19 protein-coding genes are annotated in these 21,781 nt (G+C 29.2%); 2 read left to right on the top strand and 17 right to left on the bottom strand.

What is annotated here, in order from left to right:
* Positions 1–36: 36 nt before the first annotated feature.
* From ACJJVK_RS08585 to ACJJVK_RS08555, 7 genes are all read right to left on the bottom strand, one after another.
* Positions 37–594: a hypothetical protein gene (locus ACJJVK_RS08585; protein ID WP_405565170.1), complete on the bottom strand. Its 558-nt coding sequence runs from the start codon at positions 592–594 to the stop codon at positions 37–39.
* Positions 594–1,151, bottom strand: coding sequence for an MOSC domain-containing protein (locus tag ACJJVK_RS08580; RefSeq protein ID WP_215993543.1), 558 nt, complete (start codon positions 1,149–1,151; stop codon positions 594–596). Before ACJJVK_RS08580 ends, ACJJVK_RS08585 begins: the two co-directional genes overlap by 1 nt.
* Before the next feature lie 47 nt (positions 1,152–1,198).
* A complete protein-coding gene (locus ACJJVK_RS08575) occupies positions 1,199–1,969 on the bottom strand; it encodes an enoyl-CoA hydratase/isomerase family protein (RefSeq protein WP_405565167.1) in 771 nt (256 codons plus the stop codon).
* Between the two features lie 66 nt (positions 1,970–2,035).
* Positions 2,036–2,803 (bottom strand): PepSY domain-containing protein, encoded by a 768-nt coding sequence (locus tag ACJJVK_RS08570; protein ID WP_405565165.1) that lies wholly within the window; start codon positions 2,801–2,803, stop codon positions 2,036–2,038.
* 30 nt (positions 2,804–2,833) lie between these two features.
* Complete coding sequence (locus tag ACJJVK_RS08565; RefSeq protein ID WP_252726772.1) at positions 2,834–3,094, bottom strand: SemiSWEET family sugar transporter; 261 nt, start codon at positions 3,092–3,094, stop codon at positions 2,834–2,836.
* A gap of 57 nt (positions 3,095–3,151) precedes the next feature.
* The gene (locus ACJJVK_RS08560; RefSeq protein WP_405565162.1) at positions 3,152–6,502 is read right to left on the bottom strand and encodes a leucine--tRNA ligase; all 3,351 of its coding nucleotides are present in this window, start codon (positions 6,500–6,502) and stop codon (positions 3,152–3,154) included.
* A 165-nt stretch (positions 6,503–6,667) separates the two neighbouring features.
* The gene (locus ACJJVK_RS08555) at positions 6,668–7,228 is read right to left on the bottom strand and encodes a porin family protein (RefSeq protein WP_405565160.1); all 561 of its coding nucleotides are present in this window, start codon (positions 7,226–7,228) and stop codon (positions 6,668–6,670) included.
* Between the two features lie 204 nt (positions 7,229–7,432).
* Here ACJJVK_RS08555 and ACJJVK_RS08550 point away from each other — a divergent pair, with 204 nt between their 5' ends.
* Positions 7,433–10,270: a M16 family metallopeptidase gene (locus tag ACJJVK_RS08550; protein WP_405565157.1), complete on the top strand. Its 2,838-nt coding sequence runs from the start codon at positions 7,433–7,435 to the stop codon at positions 10,268–10,270.
* Positions 10,271–10,346: 76 nt separating this feature from the next.
* Here the strand turns inward: ACJJVK_RS08550 and fabD are convergent, their stop codons facing one another.
* The 5 genes from fabD to ACJJVK_RS08525 form a co-directional block, all read right to left on the bottom strand.
* On the bottom strand, positions 10,347–11,234 hold the full coding sequence (gene fabD / locus ACJJVK_RS08545; RefSeq protein ID WP_215993548.1) for an ACP S-malonyltransferase: 888 nt from the start codon (positions 11,232–11,234) through the stop codon (positions 10,347–10,349).
* Between the two features lie 63 nt (positions 11,235–11,297).
* A complete protein-coding gene (locus tag ACJJVK_RS08540) occupies positions 11,298–11,999 on the bottom strand; it encodes a crotonase/enoyl-CoA hydratase family protein (protein WP_405565154.1) in 702 nt (233 codons plus the stop codon).
* Between the two features lie 67 nt (positions 12,000–12,066).
* Positions 12,067–12,438, bottom strand: a complete 372-nt coding sequence (crcB, locus tag ACJJVK_RS08535) for a fluoride efflux transporter CrcB (protein ID WP_405565151.1) — start codon at positions 12,436–12,438, stop codon at positions 12,067–12,069.
* A complete protein-coding gene (locus ACJJVK_RS08530) occupies positions 12,438–13,400 on the bottom strand; it encodes a DoxX family protein (protein ID WP_405565149.1) in 963 nt (320 codons plus the stop codon). The genes crcB and ACJJVK_RS08530 overlap by 1 nt, the downstream gene beginning before the upstream one ends.
* 113 nt (positions 13,401–13,513) lie before the next feature.
* Positions 13,514–14,713 carry an aminotransferase class I/II-fold pyridoxal phosphate-dependent enzyme gene (locus ACJJVK_RS08525; RefSeq protein ID WP_405565148.1) on the bottom strand — a complete coding sequence of 400 codons (1,200 nt, stop codon included), beginning with the start codon at positions 14,711–14,713 and terminating at the stop codon, positions 13,514–13,516.
* 156 nt (positions 14,714–14,869) lie between these two features.
* Between ACJJVK_RS08525 and ACJJVK_RS08520 the strand changes: the two genes are divergently transcribed.
* A complete protein-coding gene (locus tag ACJJVK_RS08520; protein ID WP_215993553.1) occupies positions 14,870–15,322 on the top strand; it encodes an Lrp/AsnC family transcriptional regulator in 453 nt (150 codons plus the stop codon).
* Positions 15,323–15,332: 10 nt separating this feature from the next.
* On the opposite strand, the gene ACJJVK_RS08515 is transcribed toward ACJJVK_RS08520, so the two are convergent.
* From ACJJVK_RS08515 to rsgA, 5 genes are all read right to left on the bottom strand, one after another.
* Complete coding sequence (locus ACJJVK_RS08515; protein WP_405565145.1) at positions 15,333–17,363, bottom strand: DUF3857 domain-containing protein; 2,031 nt, start codon at positions 17,361–17,363, stop codon at positions 15,333–15,335.
* A gap of 2 nt (positions 17,364–17,365) precedes the next feature.
* Positions 17,366–19,282, bottom strand: a complete 1,917-nt coding sequence (locus ACJJVK_RS08510) for a DUF3857 domain-containing protein (RefSeq protein ID WP_405565142.1) — start codon at positions 19,280–19,282, stop codon at positions 17,366–17,368.
* Positions 19,283–19,367: 85 nt separating this feature from the next.
* Positions 19,368–20,006: a YceI family protein gene (locus ACJJVK_RS08505; RefSeq protein ID WP_405565139.1), complete on the bottom strand. Its 639-nt coding sequence runs from the start codon at positions 20,004–20,006 to the stop codon at positions 19,368–19,370.
* A gap of 111 nt (positions 20,007–20,117) precedes the next feature.
* A complete protein-coding gene (gene dtd / locus ACJJVK_RS08500) occupies positions 20,118–20,570 on the bottom strand; it encodes a D-aminoacyl-tRNA deacylase (protein ID WP_405565136.1) in 453 nt (150 codons plus the stop codon).
* Positions 20,571–20,573: 3 nt separating this feature from the next.
* Positions 20,574–21,539, bottom strand: a complete 966-nt coding sequence (rsgA, locus tag ACJJVK_RS08495; protein WP_405565134.1) for a ribosome small subunit-dependent GTPase A — start codon at positions 21,537–21,539, stop codon at positions 20,574–20,576.
* Positions 21,540–21,781: the final 242 nt, after the last annotated feature.

Raw genomic sequence — 21,781 nt, 5'->3', positions numbered from 1 at the left:
TAGAATTAACAACCTCTTAATTTAAGGCGCTAAAAATTAATTCTTTAATGTAAAATTTGGTAAACCAGTATATATAGGATTTAATCTTTGATTTACTTTATTATAAATATATACATCTCCAAAAACAATATTACCATCTATTTTATTTGTTTTATAAAAAAATAGAGAGTCCATTTTATATTCGTAAGTTCCTTTTTCTACACAATAAGAATTTTCGTAAATTGTTTTAAACTCAAAAGTAGCATCATCAAATAAAATAATTTCTAGCAAAGCTTTTTCTTTAGAAAAACTATTAAATATTTGAACTTTATCTTTAAAAATAGCTTTATCATGATATTCTAAAGCTCTGTTAAATACTACCGCAAAAACAGCTGTGATTATTAAAGGTGTAAAATTAAATAATTCTTTCTTTATGGTTATTTTGTATAGGTTGTAAAAAAATATTGCTAAAAAAGTAATAATAAAAATAAGCGTAAGTCCACCAATAATTACCAAATCTACATCACCAAAACAATAATCTTCTTTATGATATAATTTATAAAAAGGTAATAAAGCTAGTAAAATGAGTAAAATATATCTTTTTCTTAGTTTCATTAAATCCCTTTTTCTTTTTTCTTTTTAATTAATATGTCTGCTATAGTAAGGTTTTCTGGACAGCTTTTAATTTTTTCAAATTCATCTCCCACTTTAACATACCCTGTTTGAATAACTTTGAAATATACACCACAAAAAGTTGTATTCCAAAATTGTTTTATAATTTTCATGTTATTAAAACGAATTCCTAATTTATAGCAAGGGCTTCTTTGCACTGTTGCTTCTAAAATTGCATCACCAACTTTAAAAGTATCACCCGAATTAATTTTAGTTTCATCTAAATCATCAATCGTTAAGTTTTCACCAAACATACCTAAACTCCATTCTAATTCTGGGTATTTAGGTTTCCAGAAATCATAATGTTTTAAAGAATAACCATAAACTGCCTGTTTTATACCCCCATGATGTTCTCTATCTGAAATCTCATCTCCTTTTACTTCTTCTATATCTAAAAAAACAGGTTTATCAACAGGATATTTAAAAATACCTGTAATCACTTTTTTGTTTTTATATGTGATTTCTTTTCGTTCTCCTATATTTGTTGATACAATTCTCATTTATTTTGTTTTAACACTGAATCTAAATCAGCATAAACTTTTATTATTTACTTTTTAGAAAATTTAGCCAAAGTATTTTTAGTAAATTCAGACAAAACTAATTCTCCAGAAATTTTAGCTCTTTCTATTAAAAGATCATCCCAGTGATTCGTATTTTGCCACAATACTTTTTTCATTTTAGCTAAAGCTGATGGATTATAACTTGCCAGTTTTTGAGCAAACAAATCCACCTCAATATCTAACTCTTTTATATTTTCAAAAACTTTTGCATACAAACCTTTCTCTTTTGCCCAATAAGCATTTTTCCAGCTTGTGGCATCTAAAGTTAATTCTGATGTTGCTGCTAAACCAATTTTTCGGGTTACAGCAGGCTCTATTACAAAAGGCCCAATACCAATAGTTAATTCTGATAATTTTATTGATGCTGCTTCAGTTGCTAAAACGTAATCGCAAGCGGATGCTAAACCTACTCCACCACCTACAATTTTACCTTGTACACGACCAATAATTAATTTACTACAAGTTCTCATAGCATTAATTACATTCGCAAAACCTGTAAAGAATTTTTCGCCATCTTCTAGATTAGCAATTGCAAATAATTCATTAAAAGAAGCACCAGCACAAAAGGCTTTTTCTCCTTCAGATTTTAGAATGATAAGAGCAACTTCATCATTCAAAGAAAGTTTTTTTAATTCTTTGGTTAACCTCTCTAACAGTTCACTTGGAAAAGAATTACTTGCAGGATGACCAAATTCTATGGTAGCAATATTGTTTTGAATATTAGTAAATAAACTTCCATTTTGCCTAGTAGTAATCATAGAATTCAAATAAGTTTTACCAAAAGTAACTTTTTATAGATTAAAAATCAATCTTTGTAATAAAAGTTAACCTTTAATTTTTTTACGCCATTTTCTAAGTGTTGGCGAGCTTATAAAAAACAAGTAAAAGCCAGATAAAATAGTTAACAAACCTAAAACAGAAAAAGCTCTTAACACCCAATTGGTTATATGATCTCTAGTTTCGAAATCCATCACATGTAGCATCCATAAAAAATCGAATTTACGCCAATTATCATTTCTTACTTTAGTGATTTTTGCTGTGTTAGGATGCACATAAACTGTTGTGTTTGTTTCGTGTTCTAAAGTAATTGCAAAGACTGGTAAAGGATTCCCTCTATATTCGTGTTTATTGGTAATTTCTTTTTCTGTTAAGTATTCTGTTTGTTTTACTGGCAATGCATTATACAATCTGCTCTTTACAAAGGCAATACTTTCTTCTTTAGTTAATGCTTTTCGAACTTTGTATTGGTTTTTATTTAAATTTAAAAAGAGAATATCATTACTTCTTGTTACACGTAATAAACTATCTTTATTTACAACAATGGCTTCTATATATTTAATAGGTTTAGCATCTGTTTCTTCTAAGAAATTTAAAAGCTTTCTAATAGGCTCGTTGTAAGAAAAAGCAAAGGTATGTTCGGTTTTATCTAATAACGTTTCTCCATGCACGTCATCCATATCATTCCAACTGAAGTATAAACCACCAATTGTCCAAAAAAGAAATTGTATACCTATAAATAAACCCAAATAACGATGTATTTTTCTTGTAAACCTGTGTGTTTTTCTTCCCATATCTAAATAAAAAAAAGCCATTATAGATTAGTATAATGACTTTTAGAAATGTTATTTTTTATATTTTAAAATTAAAATTCCCAAATAAAGCGTTGATAAAGCTGTTATAGCATTTGCTAAAATTATGGATAAACTCTTTAAATATATGCCATAAATTAACCACATTACACTACCTATAAAAAGCGCAACATACATAGTTAAAGATAATGATTTTGTATCTTTAGTTTTATATGCTTTAAAAACTTGTGGCAAAAAAGACGAAGTTGTAATAAAAGCAGCAACCAAGCCTATAATTTCAAAATTGTTAATCAACTTTTCATTTATTTAATTATTTACTAAACCTGCTTTTATATTTACAAATATGTAGAATTAACCTACAATGTTTACAATTTTACCAGGTACAACAATTACTTTTTTAGGAGTTCTACCTTCTAATTGAGCAATTGTTTTTTCGTGAGCCATTACTGTTTTTTCAATTTCTTCTTTGCTTAAATCTAAAGACAACTCTAGAGTAAAACGCATTTTACCATTAAAAGAAATTGGGTAATTCTTTGCACTTTCTACCAAATGTTTTGGTTCAAAAATTGGAAAAGACACAGTTGATATACTTTCTGTATGCCCTAACAATCTCCATAATTCTTCTGTAATATGTGGAGCATAAGGTGATAATAAAACCAATAATGGTTCTAAAATTTCTCGTTTATTAGATTTTAATGCAGTTAACTCATTTACAGCAATCATAAATGTAGATACTGATGTATTAAAAGAGAAATTCTCTATATCTTCTTCTACTTTTTTGATTGTTTTGTGCAACGTTTTCAACTCATCTTTGGTTGCATTTTCTTCTGAAACCTCAAATTGGTCTCCATTAAAATACAATTTCCAAAGTTTTTTTAAGAATGATGAAACACCAGAAATACCAGAGGTTTTCCAAGGTTTTGTTTGCTCTAAAGGACCTAAAAACATTTCGAATAAACGTAAAGAATCTGCACCATATTCTGCAACAATATCATCAGGATTTACAACATTGTATTTTGATTTAGACATTTTTTCTACTTCACGACCTACTTTGTAAACATCGTTTTCTAAAATGAATTTAGCATCTTTATAATCCGCATTTAAAGGATGACTTTTAAAACCTTCTACATCTAGTTCATCAGAAGCATTCACTAAAGAAACATCAGAATGTATATTACTTTTTATAATAGTTAATAATTCTGACTCTTGCTGATTAACAATTTTCTGATTTAATAAATATTCTATTACTACATTTTCAAATTCATCATCATTCGAAAACAAATCTTTAGAAACAAATATTGTAGGAATTTTGGCTTTAATGTCATCAAAAGAACTACTTAAAGAACAACCTGATTTTACAAATGCATCAGCTTTATAAACAAAAGCACTCGTTCCCAAAATCATTCCTTGGTTAATTAGCTTTTTTGCAAACTCATCCACAGGAACAATTCCTTTATCAAACAAGAATTTTTGCCAAAAACGTGCATATAATAAATGACCTGTTGCGTGCTCTGAACCACCAATATATAAATCTACTTCTTTCCAATAGTCTAAAGATTCTTTACTTGCAAATTCGTTAGAATTTGTAGCATCCATATATCTATTAAAATACCAAGAAGAACCAGCCCAACCAGGCATTGTGTTTAATTCTAAAGGATAAACCGTTTTGTTTTTTAACTTATCGTTTGAAACAACTTTCTTTCCACGAGAATCCCAAGCCCATTCAGTTGCGTTTCCTAAAGGTGGTTTTCCATCTTCAGTTGGCAAATATTTTTCTACCTCTGGCAAAACAATTGGCAAGTGTTTTTCATCAATCATTTGCGGCATTCCATCTTTGTAATATACAGGAAATGGTTCTCCCCAATAACGTTGTCTGCTAAACACAGCATCACGTAATCTGTAGTTTATTTTGCCATAACCAAAACCTCTTTTTTCCATTTCATAAATGGCAAGTTTTAGTGCTTTTTTATATTTTAATCCTGATAAAAAGTCTGAATTTGCAATTACAGTTCCTTCTTTATCTGTATGAGCAGCTTCAGAAATATCTACGCCTTCAAAAATATTAGGAATAGGAATATTAAAATGCTTTGCAAAATCATAATCACGCTGATCTCCACAAGGAACAGCCATTACAGCTCCTGTTCCATAAGATGCTAACACATAATCCCCAATCCAAATCTGCACTTTTTCACCAGAAAAAGGATGAATTGCATAAGCCCCAGTAAATGCACCAGAAATGGTTTTTACATCTGCCATTCTATCACGTTCAGAACGTTTTGCAGTTGCTTTTATATAAGCTTCAACTTCTGCTTTTTGAGCATCTGTTGTAATTTTAGAAACCAATTCATGTTCTGGAGCTAAAGTCATAAAACTTACTCCGTAAATTGTATCTGGTCTTGTTGTAAAAACATCAATTTTATATTTATTTTCATCTTTTACTTCAGTTTCTTCTGCAGACTCACCAATTACTTGTGGAAACTGAATTGCAAAATTAATTTCAGAAACAACTTTTACTACATTTTGTAAAACCTCTTCATTTGTAAAACGGATAACATTAAAGCCATTTTTATGAAAAGATTCAGTTCTTGCCTCTTCATCTTCTTTACCTGAAAATTCAACAATTAAGTTTTTTGCAATACAAACATAATCTACTAGAAAAGTAGCAATTGTATATTTTTTTCTAAATTTTGATGCTCCTTTTTTATTTTTTAATTCATTCCAAAGCGTAGTTTCAGCTTTAGATAAATTTTGACGCAATTCTTTTAAAGCTTCTAACTCTTTGTAAGATAATTTTACTTCTGAAGTTGATTTTTCAGATGCTACATCAACTTGAAAAGAAACCATTGCTCCTTGGCTTCTACCAATCCAATTGGTTTGAGAATCTTTTAAAGGTTGTGGCCAATCAATAGTATTTAAACCATCTAACAAACGTTGTGCATAAGCAGAAATTCGCATAGACCATTGTGTCATTTTTTTACGCAAAACAGGATGCCCTCCTCTTTCTGAAACTCCGTTTACAATTTCGTCATTTGCCAAAACAGTTCCTAATGCTGGGCACCAGTTTACTTCTGTATCAGACAAAAATGTTAATCTGTATTGTAATAATATTTCTTCTTGTTCCTTTTTTGAAAGTGCTTTCCATTCATCCGCAGAAAAAACAGTAATATCTTCATCACAAACTGCATTTACAGTTGCATTCCCTTCTTTTCTAAAGACTTTTTCTAAAGTTGAAATATCTTCTGCTTTATCTGAATCTTTGTTATACCAAGAATTAAATAGTTGGATAAAAATCCATTGTGTCCATTTATAATATTCTGGATTAGAAGTCCTTACTTCACGAGACCAATCAAAAGAAAAACCAATTTGATCTAATTGTCTTCTGTAAGTTTTTATATTTTCTTCAGTAGTTTTTGCAGGATGTTGACCAGTTTGAATGGCATATTGTTCTGCTGGCAAACCAAAAGAATCATAACCTTGTGGATGCAAGACATTAAAGCCTTTATGCCGCTTGTAACGTGCATAAATATCACTTGCAATATACCCTAAAGGATGCCCAACATGCAAACCTGCTCCTGAAGGATAAGGAAACATATCTAACACATAATATTTAGGTTTTTCACTTTCATTGCTGGCTTTAAAAGTTTGGTTATCAGCCCAAAATTTTTGCCAATTCTTTTCTATCTCTTTATGATTATATTGCATTATTTCTACTTTTGAGGGTGCAAATTTACGTTTATTCTTTAGAAGATTAAAGTAAAAAAGAACTTGCTTAAATTGATGTACTTATAAAAAGTAAAATTAATTGAAACCAAAAAAGAAAGGCTCTTCATTTTAAATGAAGAGCCTTTCTTTTTATTGATGTTTTATTTAAAATTGAAATCCTAAAGTTATTTGAAAAGCACCATTTTTAATATCTGGATTTTCGCTAATTGCAACCAATCCAAAGTTATATCTTGTTTGAAAAAAGATTCCATTTTTAAGTTGATAACCAAAACCTAGATTTGCAGCAAGGTCAAAATTTGCTGCATCCGTATTTTGCGCAACGCCTCCATTTTGGTTAATAGGTACAATTTGATCTTTAATTAAAAAAGAAAATTGTGGTCCAGCTTCTACAGAAAATCCATCTGCAATATAATATTTAGCCATTACTGGTAGCGCAATATAATTTAAATCAAATTTAAAACTATCTCTTTGTTGAGCTCCTTGCGCAGAATATAATAATTCTGGCTGCATAGAAAACTTATCTGCTAAAGGTATTTCTGCTGTTGCTCCAATAACAAAACCTGTTCTAGAATCTAAATTATTAACATTGTTTCCGTTAATCGAAGAAATATTCATTCCTGTTTTAACACCAAACTTTACTTCTTGCGCTTTTATTGTACCTATAAAAGCAAACGATACTAAAGCAATACATAGTTTTTTAATCATAATTTATTAATTTTATTTACTGCTCTAACCCAATTGTTATGCCAATTCTAATTACTGAATGTTAAAGAATTTCATTCAAGTCGTAATAAGTTGATAAAGTAATATTTACAAAAAAAACTATTTTATAAAAATTTTATTTTAACAAAAGAGAGTCCATTTTCAATCTATTATTTGATTACTTTTAAACCCGTAAATTCAAATCAAATGAAAAAAATAGTACTTACACTTTTAGTGGCAACTCTTTTTTATAGTTGCAAAAAATCATCCGAAGAAAAAACTCCAGAACTGAGTATCAACTACAAAAAAATTGAACTCGATAATGGTTTAGATGTGGTTTTTCATGTGGATAAATCTGATCCTGTTGTTGCAGTAGAATTAATGGTACATGTGGGTTCTGCCAGAGAAATTGAAGGAAGAACAGGTTTTGCACATCTTTTTGAGCATTTATTATTCTTAGAATCCGAAAATTTAGGCAAAGGTGGTTTAGATAAAATGAGTGCAAGAATTGGTGGTTCTGGCGCAAATGGATCTACGTCTAGAGACAGAACAAATTATTTACAAACGGTACCAAAAGATGGTTTAGAAAAAATGATTTGGGCAGAAGCCGACAAATTAGGTTGGTTTATAAACACAGTTACAGACCCTGTTTTAGCAAAAGAAAAAGAAGTTGTTAAAAACGAAAAAAGGCAACGAGTAGACAATTCTCCTTATGGCCATAATAGATATGTAATTGGTAAAAATTTATATCCAAAAGATCATCCTTATAATTGGCAAGTAATTGGTTCTTTAGAAGATTTACAAAATGCAACTTTAGATGATGTAAAAACATTTTTTAGAAAATGGTATGTTCCTAACAATGCAACTTTAGTGTTGTCTGGTGATATTGATATTGAACAAGCTACAAAATGGGTGCATAAATATTTTGATGAAATACCTAAAGGAACAGAAGAGATACCTACAATTGAAAAAAGACCAGGAAAAATAGATGAAATTAAGTCTTTATATTTTGAAGATAACTTTGCAAGAGTACCTCAATTAACCATGGCTTGGCCAAGTGTAGAACAGTTTCATGCAGATTCTTATGCTTTAGAAGTTTTAACTCAGTACTTATCTGATGGAAAATCTGCACCCTTAAATCAGGTTTTGGTTGATGATTTAAAACTAACATCAAATACCACAATGTATAATTATGCTTCTGAATTGGCAGGAGAAACTCATTTGATTATTAGAGCTTTTAACAACGTAAAATTAGATAATGTAAAAGCAGGAATTGAAAAAGCCTTTGCAAAATTTGAAGCAGAAGGAATTTCTGAAAAAGATTTAAGCAGAATAAAAGCAGGACAAGAAACTCGTTTTTACTCAAGTTTATCTAGTGTTTTGGGTAAAGGAACTCGTTTAGCATCTTACAATACTTATACAGGAAATCCGGGATTTGTAACCGAAGATATTAAAAACACATTGGCTGTTACTACAGAAGATGTAATGCGAGTTTACAATCAATATATTAAAAACAAAAATTATGTAGCTACAAGTTTTGTACCTAAAAACTCAGCTAAACTTGCTTTAGAAGGAGCTGTTTTGGCTGATGTAGTTGAAGAGCAAATTGTAATTGGTGCAGAAGAAAAATTCGATCCTAAAATTGCTGCAACTTATGAAAAAACTCCTTCCACTTTTGATAGAAGCATTGAACCTCCTTATGGAGAAACTCCATCTTTGGCTGTGCCAGAAGTTTATGAAAGCAGTTTAGACAATGGTTTAAAAGTATTTGGAATTGAAAATGACGAAGTGCCTTTGGTTCGTTTTAATATTACTATTGATGGTGGCCAATTATTAGAATCTATGGATAAATTAGGTGTTGCTAATTTAACTGCTGATTTATTAAACAAGGGTACAAAGCAAAAAACTGTAAAAGAATTAGAAGAAGCAATTCAAGAATTAGGTGCTTCTATTTATGTGTATTCTGATGTTGAAAACATTACTTTAAGTGGTACAACATTAGCTAAAAACTATGATAAAACTTTAGCTTTAGCTCAAGAGATTTTATTAGAACCAAGGTTTGATGAAAATGAATTCGATTTGCTAAAGAAAGCAACTATAGCAAGATTACGTCAGCAAGAAGCGAGCCCTAATTCTGTTGCAAGAAATGCTTATAATGAGTTGATTTACGGAAAAGACAACATCCGTTCTAAAAATATTTTAGGTAGTTTGGCATCCGTAGAAAAAATTACCATTGAAGATTTAAAAGCATATTATAGCAATTATATTTCTCCATCAGTGACAAAAATATTGGTTGTAGGTGATATTTCTAAAGATAAAGTAACTGCTTCTTTAGCATCTTTAAATAATAATTGGGCAGCCAAAGAAGTTACAATTCCTGAATATAAAACACCTGATACACCAACAAAACCAGCTGTTTATTTTTATGATATTCCTAATGCAAAACAATCTGTTTTACAATTTGGGGCACCAGCTTTAGCTGCAACTGACAAAGATTTTTATGCTGCTTCTGTTATGAATTACATTTTAGGTGGTGGTGGTTTTGCATCTCGTTTAACACAAGAGTTAAGAGAAGGCAAAGGCTATACTTACGGAATTCGATCAGGTTTTTCAGGTACAAAAGCAAAAGGTGCTTTTACCATTTCTAGTGGTGTAAGAAGTAATGTAACTTTAGAATCTGCACAATTGGTAAAGAAAATTTTAGAAGAATACCCAACTACATTTTCTGATAAAGATTTAGAAACCACAAAAAGTTTTCTAATAAAAAGTAACGCAAGAGCTTTTGAAACTTCTAGAGCAAAATTAAATATGTTATCTAATATTAGTGATTATGGTTGGAGTGCAGATTATGTAACAGACAGAGAAAACACTGTTAATAATATGTCTAAAGCACAAATAAAAGCATTAGCTAATAAATATGTAAACCCTAATAAAATGATTTGGTTAGTTGTTGGTGATGCAGAAACACAATTAGACAGAATGAAAGAATTAGGTTATGGAGAACCAATTTTATTAAACAAAAGACAAGAAAAAGTAAAGAATTAAATTCAATAAAAAACCATAAAAAAAGTCCCAATTTCAAAATTGAAATTGGGACTTTTTTATTTAAAATATTTTTGTATTATTCTGCTAAAGCAGCTCCACTAGCAGTAACAGATCTATCGATTTTACGCATTAAACCTTGTAAAACTTTACCTGGTCCAACTTCTATAAATTCTTTTCCACCATCTGTAATCATTGCTTGTACACACTGTGTCCATTTTACTGGTGCAGTTAATTGAGCAATTAGATTTTCTTTAATTTCCTCTGGATTTGTAACTGCTTTTGCAACCACATTTTGATACACAGCACAAGTTGGCTTGCTAAAAGTTGTTGCTTCTATTGCAGCAGCTAATTCTTCTCTTGCAGGCTCCATCATTGGCGAGTGAAATGCACCACCAACTGGTAATAACAATGCTCTTCTTGCTCCTTTTTCTGTTAAAACTTCACAAGCTTTTTCTACTGCTTCAATTTCTCCAGAAATTACTAATTGACCTGGGCAATTGTAATTTGCTGCTACTACTACTCCATCAATTTCTGCGCAAGTATCTTCTACCACTTTATCTTCTAAACCTAAAACTGCTGCCATTGTTGATGGTGCAATTTCACAAGCTTTTTGCATTGCTAAAGCACGTTTAGAAACTAATTTTAATCCATCTTCGAAAGATAAAACTCCGTTTGCAACTAAAGCCGATAATTCTCCTAAAGAATGACCTGCAACCATTTCTGGCTGAAAAGAATCACCTAAAACCTTTGCTAAAATTACAGAATGTAAAAATATTGCAGGTTGTGTAACTTTGGTTTCTTTTAATTGTTCAGCTGTACCTTCGAACATAATATCTGTAATTGAAAAGCCTAAAATATCGTTTGCTTTTTCAAAATATTCTTGTGCTAAAGGTGATTTTTCGTATAAATCTAATCCCATTCCTGTGAATTGAGCTCCTTGACCTGGAAAAATATATGCTTTCATTTATTTTTTGTTTAATTTTTTAACTTGTAATCGCCTGCGAAAATAATCAATTTATAAGTTAGATTAGGCATCTATAGAAATACTTCCTTTTGCATCTAACTCAATTGCATTTGTTAACGCTTCTAAATGGGGTTTTCTAACTTTTAATTTTGTAGCTGCGTGTGCTTTTTTGTTTAATTTAGAAAACATATTTGCTACCTTAATTGCTGTTGGTGATAAAGCTTCTTCTGGAACAATCATATCTAAAAATCCAGCTTTTACAGCATCCTTTGAATTAAATATTTCTGAATTATTTACGGCTCTGTTTAAATATACTTCTGACAAACGAGAATTTGCAATAGCAATACCTGCATTGTGCATTGTCATACCAATCATAACTTCGTTTAAACCGATTTTAAAATCACCTTCAACCCCAATTCTATAATCTGCAGACAATAATAAAAAAGCACCTTTAGCAATTGCATGCCCATTACAAGCTACAATAATTGGTTTAGAAAAAGACAACATTCTTAATGATAATTGCGAACCTTTTGTAACCAACTCTAATGCAGATTCAGGTGATTTTGTCATCACTTTTAAATCAAATCCTCCTGAAAAAATTCCTTGTGTACCTGTGAGAATTACAATTTTATTTTCTTGTTCTGCTTTGTCTAAACTTGTGTTTAAACCTTCAATAACTTCATGAGAAATGGCATTTGCTTTTCCGTTATTAATGGTAATTATTATGTAATTTTCTTTAGGTTGATAGGTTACGAATTCGTTCATTTATTAGGATTTTAATTGTTCTCGATACAAATTTATTCATTCTTCATAAATTCACTCGAACTGACATTTATATAAATTTTACCAAATACATTCCTGCAAAAACAGCCAAAAAGCCAACCACAAAACTTACTATTGTGTAAAAGGCAAAAGAAGTAAAATCTCCTGATTTTAGAAAGACATGATTTTCATACGCAAAAGTAGAAAATGTAGTAAAACCACCACAAAAACCAGTTGCTAATAATAAAGTATGATTTTGGCTAAGTGCATTATTTTTGGCAGCGTAACCTAAAATAAATCCTATTAAAAGACTACCTAAAATATTGGCTACAAATGTACCATAAGGTATTCCGTTTTCTGAATTATTTAGCCATTTACCAATTAAAAATCGCAAAACACTACCAAAACCACCACCAATAAAAACGAATAATAAACTTTTCATTATAGTTCTATATCATCAATATCTGACCAGTTTTTCTTTTCTGTAACTGTTCCGTTTTTTAAAATCATTATTCCAGGATTTGCTCTAATCATTGTTTTTAGAGTGGTTTCATCACAGAATAAAACCTCGAAAGGTAAATTGTATTTCTTAATTGTTAAATCAATAATATCAGAAAAAGAAGCAGAAGCACCATAAACTTTGTAACCTTTTTGCATGGCTTCTTCTGAAATCTTTTTTACCTCTGGAAAAGCATTATAATCCGATTTTTCGAAACTAGACATAATAATTATCATTACTTTATCCATTTTTAGAATTTGAGGCGCTAAATCATTTTGTGCATTTTCTAACATAAAATCATGAACAGGAGGTATTTCTCCATCATCTTTATACTCCATTCCTTCTGGTAAGTTTTTACCAATTGCATACGCTCTAAAATCGATTATTGGTAAATGTGCTAAAACATAATAAGTGATAAATGAAGAAATAATTAGCGAAACAAATACAATCTGAAAAGGTATAAACTTTTTTGCTATCGGTTTTATGTACTTAATTTTAAAGCCAATAAAGAAGATTAAAATTGTAAGAGCTACGTCTTTATAAAATGTTTCCCAAGGTTTTAATTTTATAGCATCACCAAAACAACCACAGTCTGTAACTTTATCATAATAAGCAGAATACCAAGTTAAAAACAAGAATATTAAAATAATTATTTTTAAACTTATTACTGTAAATTTCGGTTTCCAGCCCACTAATAAAGCTACCCCTAAAACAATTTCTGCAATGATTAGAATAATAGAAAATGTTAATGCATAAGGAATTAGAAATTCCATATTTAAAACACCTTCAGAAAAATATTCTTCGAATTTATATTGAGAACCAATTGGATCTACCAATTTTACAAATCCTGAAAAAATAAATAAGACACCTACTATAATTCTTGCTAATTGTACGAGTATTTTCATAGTGTAATAAAATCTTGATGATTAGAAATTTAATTAAATGAATGATATTACAAAGATTGCAAAAATTCTTGTTTTAAATGTTTAATAAAACTTAAAATATTAGTTTAACGTATTTATAAAACATTTACATCTTCCATACATTTTTTCATCATTTTATAAGTACGTTCAATATTATTATCTAAGCCAATAGAAAAACGAATTAAACCATCTGATAAACCCATTTCTTTTTGTTCTTTTTCTGGTATTTCTGAAGATGTAGAACTACCAGGTGCAGAAAATAATGTTTTATAAAAACCTAAACTTACTGCTAAATAACCTAAATTTCTTTGTTGCATTAGCTCCATTAATTCATTTGCTTTTTGTAACGAACCAACATCTACAGTTAACATTCCTCCAAAACCATATTCTACATTCATCATTTGTTTATATAAGGAATTTGAAGGATGGCTTTTTAACCCTGGATATACTGTTTTTAATCCATCAGCCTCAAACTTATCAGCTAAAAATATAGCATTTTTACTATGCTGTTTTATTCTAATATGTAAAGTTCTCATATTTTTTAATATTGAAGCTGCTCTTGAACTATCCATAGTAACACCTAACAACATACTTGCACCATCATTTACATTTCTTAGAGCATTTATAAATTCTTTTGTACCACAAACTACACCACCTACAGTATCTGAAGAACCATTTATAAACTTCGTTAAACTATGGCAAACTACATCTGCACCTAATTTTGCAGGAGATATTGACAATGGCGAAAACGAATTATCTACCACCAATTTTAAATTATATTTTTTAGCTAAAGCTGATAAACCTTTTATATCTGCTACTTCTAATAACGGATTACTAACAGCTTCGCAATACAAAACTTTCGTATTTTCTGTTATTGAAGCCTCTACAACATCTAAATTAGTAATGTCTATAAAACTAGTTGCTATGCCAAATTTTGGTGTAAAGTTTTTTAAGAATGCGTAAGTACCTCCATAAATGGTTCTGCTAGAAACAACATGATCTCCTGAACTACAAAGTTGCAATAAAACCGAAGTTATTGCACCCATACCAGATGCTGTTACATTTGCAGTTTCTGTACCTTCCATTGCTGCAAGCGCTTCTCCTAAATATAAATTTGATGGTGTTGAATGACGTGAGTATAAATAACAGCCATCTGCATTCCCTTCAAAAGTATCGAACATTGTTTTTGCTGATAAAAAGGTGTATGTTGATGAATCTGAAATTGATGGATTAACGCCTCCAAATTCTCCAAAATATTGTAAATCTTGAATATTTTCTGCTGGGTTGAATTTCATAATTAGTAGTTTTATTTACATCAAAAAAACAACTAAAAAGAAATATTATCAACTTAACATATTAAATATAGATTATTTATCTAAATTTGAATCATTATACAGTTATAAAAACTACAAAAGTTAATTGTATTTCTACTTTTTAGAAAATTTGTTATTATGGATTCTACTGATAAAAAACTTATTAATTTACTACAAAATGATGGTAAACAAACTACAAAGCAACTTTCTTTACAATTAAACCTATCTGTTACTGCTGTTTATGAACGTATTAAAAAACTAGAAAAGGAAAAGGTAATTGAAAAATATGTGGCTATCATCAATAGGAATAAAATTGAAAAGTCTTTTTTAGTTTTTTGCCATGTAAAATTAATTCAGCATTCTAGAGAGTATGTAACCACTTTTGAACGTGAAATATCTAAACTAGAAGAAGTTTCAGAATGTTTTCACGTAAGTGGAGATTATGATTATATTTTAAAAATATATGTTAAGGATATGGATACTTATAGAAATTTTATGGTTAGTAAATTAACAGCCATAAAATATATTGGAAGTACCCATAGCACTTTTACTATTAAGGAAGTTAAAAACACAACCTCAATTAATTTATAAAATTAGAATTTTACTGCTTTACTAAAACTATTTTTTCTGTTTCTTTTTGCACCATTTTACCATAGAAATCTTTTAAATAAACATAATATTGAGCAGGAATAATAGCTTTGTTGAATTCTAAAACCGAAAATGTTTTTAATTTATTACCTACTTGAGTTATTTTATATTTAAACGTACCTAAGTTGTCTGGTAAAACCATAGCCATTGGTTCTGGTATTTTTTCTACTATATATCCTTCAGGAACATCCATAGAAACTCTATTTAGCACTTTCCAAGCAGTAAAAAAATCTATAGGAAATTTACGTTCTTCTAATTTAAAAGGATTTGTACGTGTTGTTAAAAATAAAGAAGGTTCTATATAGATTTTATTACCAATTTCTTCAATTAAATCTTCGCTAACAAATTTTATAGTTCTTAAAACAGGTTTATTTAATTCTTGTTTATTATTTAAACTAAAGTCATCAATCTCAATATTATTTTCTTCTTCATATTTAGTTCTTAAACTTTCCTCTTTAATATGGTTATAATCAGATCTAAAATTTAAGGCATTTATATTTTCAAACTTTGTTCTAATCATACCTTCAACCATTAAATCATCCGTTATTTTTAACATCATAATATTTTCTTTTGATGCTGGTTTGCCAGAACTTAATTTTACCCAAGAAGAACTACCATCTTTTCTAACCATTCTACCATTCCAATTTAAGGCTCTTAAAGGTAATATGTTTGGTAAGCTATAAAGTTCTGTAGCATCTAACAACAAGTATGTACCATCACTAAAAGTTACTGCAGAAACTACATAATTAAAACCATCTAAAGTAGGAAAAATGGGAATTCCATTATTTCTAGAGCTTACTAAAACCGGGTTTGCATCTAAGCCAGCAAAACGTAACATAGAGGTAAGCATTAAATTAATTTCTGCTACATTACCTGTCTTTTCTTTATATGCTTTTTTTACACCTTTTTGGGTAAATTTACCATAATCTCCATTCCATTTAATTTTTGTTTTTACAAATTGAAATATAGACGCAATCTTATCTAAATCTGTGGCTGCATTTGCTAAAATAGTATTTACATCGTTTTTGTAATAACTCGTTTTTTCTAATTCACCACCAAAAGCATCTGATTTAAAAATAGCTTTACTAACATCTGTCCAATCAATAGAATAAGATTTACTGGTACCACCCAATTTAAAGAAATCTAATTCTTTTAACTCGAACTTTAAACCTCCTCTATAATTATCTATATAAGAAACAAAAGGTTCATCATCTTTTAATGCAGGAATATCTGTTGCTGAGAAATCTAGAATATTACTTAAAAAATCAATTTTAGTATTATCAAAAACAGTACCTCCATTAGTATTTAACCCTCCACTTGACCTATATTTAGTAGTGTAAGAAAATGAACTACTTTTCTGCGATATTTTTGGAGTAACACTAAAATAACCTTTAGACATTGACTTAAATTTATAAAACTCAGGTATTACTATATTATAGTCTAATTTTTTAACAGGAATATTAAATTGAAACTCTAAATCATCTAATTTACTGTAATATGGTGATGATATTCTATATTGTATATCTAAAACAGAACCAACTTTTATATTAGGTAAAGTAATTTTTCTTACTGTCCATCTTTCATTTTTACGTTCATTAAAAATGCTCTTTTTAGACAATTTGTCTTTGGTTATTTTACCATCTTCTAAATTAAAAGTATATGCCTTTAAATAAGAGAACTTTTCATTTTCTCCACTTTCAGGTGTATAGTAATAAAACATTTCTGTAGCTTTTTCAAAACCTTCTTCAGAATAAATTTTAATTCTATTATGTACTTCTTTTACTACATTAAATCTATCATTCGACTCATCATACTCGTAATGTGTATATTGTTTTCTGTATAAATACGCTGCATCTGCTGTAGAATCTAAAGGATAAAATTCTTCTTCTAATTCTTCTTTTGATACTTTACCAAACTTATAATCTTGGGCTACTAATGATAATTGTAAAAAAATTACTAATACTACTAAAATGCTCTTTTTCATGGTTACTTTTTAATAAGTGCTATTCTTAAATTTTCTGATTTTGCAATACTTCTTCTAAAACTTCTATAAGCTTTGTAATCTTCTTTTGGATGCACACCTTCTTTCATCAAAATTTCTTTTTTGTAAGAAAAAGTAGATTCATCTATTTTATGAAAGCTTATTTTATAAGTACCAAACTTGGTAGATAATTCTTTGTTTTCTGGTATATATTCTAATTTATAAGAATCAGGAATTTTAATAGTATATTCATCTACATCTTTATAACCTCTGCTAATTTTTAAGGGTAAATTTCTTTTTCTATACCTTTTTGGGATGTAACTTTCTTTGTTAAATATATTTACTCGAAAAAGATATTCTGTTTCGTTTACTGATGCAAAACTTTTTATAGAAAGCCCCAAGTTTTCTGTAAAAACCACATTTTCTTTATCGTTATTTAATTGAAAAGAGTCTACCTCTAAATTGTTATTATAACTCCAAACATTCGCTTTGTAATTTTTAATTAATTCTTCATCAGTAAAGTTTTCAAAGTAAAATTTATCATCATATTGAATCCCTTTGGATGTTCTTTTTAAAGTAGCTTTTACATCTCCTTGAGCTGTTAATTCTATTTCTCCTTTAATTGTTTGTAGGTTTACTTCGTCTGTATAAGAAGCCGTTCTTTTAATAATTCCGCCTTCTGGAGTAACCACTAATACATCTCTATCATCTGTAAAATCGCCTAAAAAGCCAAAAGGCATGGTCTGGCTTGTACATTCTAACCAAATATCATTACCATTATTAGGTACATTTAAGATAACGTGATTTCCTTGAATGGATGAAAAATCTTTGTCTAAATTTCTTCTTTCTTTTGCATAAACTACAGTATAATAAGAAGTAACACCAACAACATCTAGCAAAGCTTTTGTGTAGTTAGATAACCCTTTACAATCTCCATAACCAACTTGATCTACTTGATTTGCAGCAATAGGTTCCCAACCACCAATACCAACTTGTACACTGATATATCTGGTTTTATTTTGCATAAATTCATATACAATTTTTGTTTTTTCTACATCTGTTTTGGCATCTTTTACTAAACCTAATAATTTATATTTAGTAGCATCATCAATAACATCTCTACCTACTAAAAGCGATTCGTGCATCCATTTACCAAACTCTTTCCAATTTGTAGCCTCACCATAAACTCCTTTTAAACTAAACTTGTTTAAAGCAACTTTAACTATTGGTAAAATATCTCTGTAAGCAGGACTTTGATTTTCGTATTCTAAAGCAGTTTTCTTTGCTAAGGAATAATTTAATTCAGTATCAGATTCATTTTTTTCAATATTATAATCTGTAAAGTTGGTTTCTTTAATTCGCCAAGGAATAGCTTTCGGATTTTTTAAAGTATAACTACTTTTTTCTACTGATACATAATAACCATTTACTGGACTCCACCAAGGAATAAAACCAGTTGTAGACGTTCTGTATTCTGATTCAAAAACTAATGTATAAGGATAAGAAATTGGAGTATAATCTATATATTTAACTCTAGCATCAGAATACAAAGTACCACCATCAACTGCACTTACATCTATAAAATCTCTTTCTTTAAACTTTTTAATTTCGTTGCCAAAAGCGTCGTAAATAATAGCTGTGAGGTTGGTTATTTTGGTATCATTATCATAACTCTCGTAAATACCAGCGTCTGAATTACCAAGTTTATTTAGTACAGTTACTACCATTTTTTGGGAAACAACCATTCTATTTACATCTTCTATAGTAATCTCTGTAATGTTGTTTCTAACAACAGCATTTGCATCTTCTTTTAATTCTATAGGAATTGTAAATGCAGTTAACTCACTAATCTGTGAGAACGTATTTAAAGTAAGTAAAAATAATACTGCTAGTAGTGAGTTGGGGTATTTATCTTTTATCATAAATTTTTTAAATAGCAATGCAATTTAAAAAAGAAAACCCAAAACTAAAAGTTTTGGGTTTAAATAATTTTAATGATAATAAAATTTATGCCTTTGTTTTTACTTCAAAAGATAATTCCATCATATCATCTATAAACTTATCTTTTAAATTATCGAAGAAAGATTTAGAACCATATTTTACATTAAAATCTGCTCTGTTTATATTAAATGTTTCGCTTTTAAAAGTAGTAACACCATCTTCTGTAGAAACAGTTGCAGGTATTGTTATACTTTTAGTTACATCTTTAATTTGTAAATTACCTGTTACATGTAATTTACCCTCTTTAGGCTCTACATTAGTAATTACAAATGTTGATGTTGGGTAAGTTTCTACATCAAAAAAGTCTGCATTTTTTAAGTGACCTTCTAACTTTGCAGCACCTCCACTACCTTTCATATCTGAGTTTGTAATTGTAGTTAAATCTACTACAAATTCACCACCTTTTAAAGTACCTTCTTCTAATAACAAACCTCCACTTTTTAAAGCTACAGTTCCATCATGTGCTCCACCTGGTTTTGTTCCTTTCCAAGTTAATACTGATATAGCAGTATCTACATTATTTAATTCAGAAACATTTACTTCTACTTTTACAGCTTCGTTAGTAGCTACTTTTTCTTTTTTTTCGCTTTTACAAGCTGTTAAAACTGATGCTACAACTGCTAATGATAAAACTAATTTTTTCATTTTTTATAAATTTTAATATTGGTTATTTATTTTCCATGGCAAATATATGTTATTTTATTTTCCTTGGAATATATTTTACTGTTTTTTAATACAAAATTAACAAACGTTAAGTTACTCTTTATTTTTAGAATCGATGATTATGGTTACTGGCCCATCATTTAATAACTCAACTTTCATATCTGCGCCAAACTTACCTGTTTGTACTTCCGTTTTAATTTCTTTTTGTAATGATGTTACAAAACCTTCATACAAAGGAATAGCTACCTCTGGTTTTGCTGCTTTAATATAACTGGGTCTGTTTCCTTTTTTTGTGGATGCTTGTAATGTAAACTGACTGACAACAATTACTTCCCCATCAATATCTAAAAGAGAGTTATTCATTACACCATTTTCATCATTAAAAATGCGAAGATTTGCAATTTTACGCACTAACCAATTGATATCTTCTTGTGTATCTTCATTTACAATACCTAAAAGAATTAACAATCCTTTTTTAATATCTGCAACTTTAACTTGATTAATGGTTACACTTGCTTCAGAAACTCTTTGAATAACAATTTTCATAGTCTATTCATTATCTTCTTCGTCCCAAACATCTGTTCTGTAGTGTTCTGTTTCTTCTTCACCTTCTAAAATTTGAAGATAACTTCTGTATCTAGACCAAGAAATTTCTTCGTCTTCTAAAGCTGCTTTTACTGCACATTGTGGTTCTTTTAAATGCAAACAATCATTGAATTTACAATATTGTTTTAGCTCGAAAAATTCTGGAAAATAATCGCCTAATTCGTATTTATCCATATCTACAACTCCAAAACCTTTAATACCTGGGGTGTCTATAATTCTAGCATCGAAACTTAAATCGAACATTTCTGCAAAGGTGGTTGTATGTTGTCCTTGCTTATGCTGATCAGAAATTTCTTTGGTTTTTAAATCTAAAGTAGTTTCTATAGTATTTACCAAAGTAGTTTTACCAACGCCAGAATGACCAACAAACATAGATGTTTTGCCAATCATCATTTCTTTAATTTTATCTACATTTTTATTCTTGGTTGCAGAAACCTCAACACATCTGTAACCAATAGCTTCGTAAATATCTTTTAAGTATAAAATTTCTGCTCGTTCTTCTATTGCATAAGAATCTATTTTGTTAAACACCAAAACTGTATCTATTCTATAAGCTCTTGTGGTTACTAAAAAACGATCTATAAATGCGGTAAATGTTGGTGGATTATCTATAGTAATTAATAGAAAAACCAAATCTAAATTTGCTGCAATAATATGTGTTTGCTTAGATAGATTTACAGATTTACGTACTATAAAATTTTCACGTTCTAAGATTTTTTTGATGACACCTGTTTCTTCATCTCCTTTTTTTTCTAAATCGAAAACTACTTTGTCTCCAACAGCAATTGGATTGGTACTTTTGATACCTTTTATTCTGAATTTTCCTTTTATTCTGCATTGATAAAAGATACCTTCTTCAGATTTTACTTGATACCAACTTCCTGTGGATTTGTATACGATTCCTGTCATTAATACAAAGATGCAGAATTTTATGCAAACATTAGAATGTAGGTTCGAGTGATTTTTGATTTATGAGAAAATTGTATTGAGAATATTTCGTTTTAATCATAAACTTCTTGATATAAAATTTCTGAAAAAGAAATTTTAATCTAAGTGTCGATGTTTTTCTATATACGTGTAAAAAAGATATTTCTGACAACATAGAAACATAGAAATTAGAGTTATGAGTATAAAAAAGACCCTTCAGATTT

This window comes from Polaribacter sp. Asnod6-C07 (assembly GCF_045063625.1).
Classification (GTDB): Bacteria; Bacteroidota; Bacteroidia; order Flavobacteriales; family Flavobacteriaceae; genus Polaribacter; species Polaribacter vadi_A.
This window is presented reverse-complemented; position numbering and strand designations above follow the sequence as displayed.

Excerpts from the sequence above, each read along its gene's own strand:
- fabD (WP_215993548.1), bottom strand. The coding sequence starts at position 11,234 with ATGAAAGCATATATTTTTCCAGGTCAAGGAGCTCAATTCACAGGAATG.
- rsgA (WP_405565134.1), bottom strand. The coding sequence starts at position 21,539 with ATGACAGGAATCGTATACAAATCCACAGGAAGTTGGTATCAAGTAAAA.
- ACJJVK_RS08575 (WP_405565167.1), bottom strand. The coding sequence starts at position 1,969 with ATGATTACTACTAGGCAAAATGGAAGTTTATTTACTAATATTCAAAAC.
- ACJJVK_RS08585 (WP_405565170.1), bottom strand. The coding sequence starts at position 594 with ATGAAACTAAGAAAAAGATATATTTTACTCATTTTACTAGCTTTATTA.
- crcB (WP_405565151.1), bottom strand. The coding sequence starts at position 12,438 with ATGAAAAGTTTATTATTCGTTTTTATTGGTGGTGGTTTTGGTAGTGTT.
- ACJJVK_RS08520 (WP_215993553.1), top strand. The coding sequence starts at position 14,870 with ATGGATTCTACTGATAAAAAACTTATTAATTTACTACAAAATGATGGT.
- dtd (WP_405565136.1), bottom strand. The coding sequence starts at position 20,570 with ATGAAAATTGTTATTCAAAGAGTTTCTGAAGCAAGTGTAACCATTAAT.
- ACJJVK_RS08560 (WP_405565162.1), bottom strand. The coding sequence starts at position 6,502 with ATGCAATATAATCATAAAGAGATAGAAAAGAATTGGCAAAAATTTTGG.
- ACJJVK_RS08510 (WP_405565142.1), bottom strand. The coding sequence starts at position 19,282 with ATGATAAAAGATAAATACCCCAACTCACTACTAGCAGTATTATTTTTA.
- ACJJVK_RS08570 (WP_405565165.1), bottom strand. The coding sequence starts at position 2,803 with ATGGCTTTTTTTTATTTAGATATGGGAAGAAAAACACACAGGTTTACA.
- ACJJVK_RS08540 (WP_405565154.1), bottom strand. The coding sequence starts at position 11,999 with ATGAACGAATTCGTAACCTATCAACCTAAAGAAAATTACATAATAATT.
- ACJJVK_RS08515 (WP_405565145.1), bottom strand. The coding sequence starts at position 17,363 with ATGAAAAAGAGCATTTTAGTAGTATTAGTAATTTTTTTACAATTATCA.
- ACJJVK_RS08555 (WP_405565160.1), bottom strand. The coding sequence starts at position 7,228 with ATGATTAAAAAACTATGTATTGCTTTAGTATCGTTTGCTTTTATAGGT.
- ACJJVK_RS08525 (WP_405565148.1), bottom strand. The coding sequence starts at position 14,713 with ATGAAATTCAACCCAGCAGAAAATATTCAAGATTTACAATATTTTGGA.
- ACJJVK_RS08550 (WP_405565157.1), top strand. The coding sequence starts at position 7,433 with ATGAAAAAAATAGTACTTACACTTTTAGTGGCAACTCTTTTTTATAGT.
- ACJJVK_RS08580 (WP_215993543.1), bottom strand. The coding sequence starts at position 1,151 with ATGAGAATTGTATCAACAAATATAGGAGAACGAAAAGAAATCACATAT.
- ACJJVK_RS08505 (WP_405565139.1), bottom strand. The coding sequence starts at position 20,006 with ATGAAAAAATTAGTTTTATCATTAGCAGTTGTAGCATCAGTTTTAACA.
- ACJJVK_RS08530 (WP_405565149.1), bottom strand. The coding sequence starts at position 13,400 with ATGAAAATACTCGTACAATTAGCAAGAATTATAGTAGGTGTCTTATTT.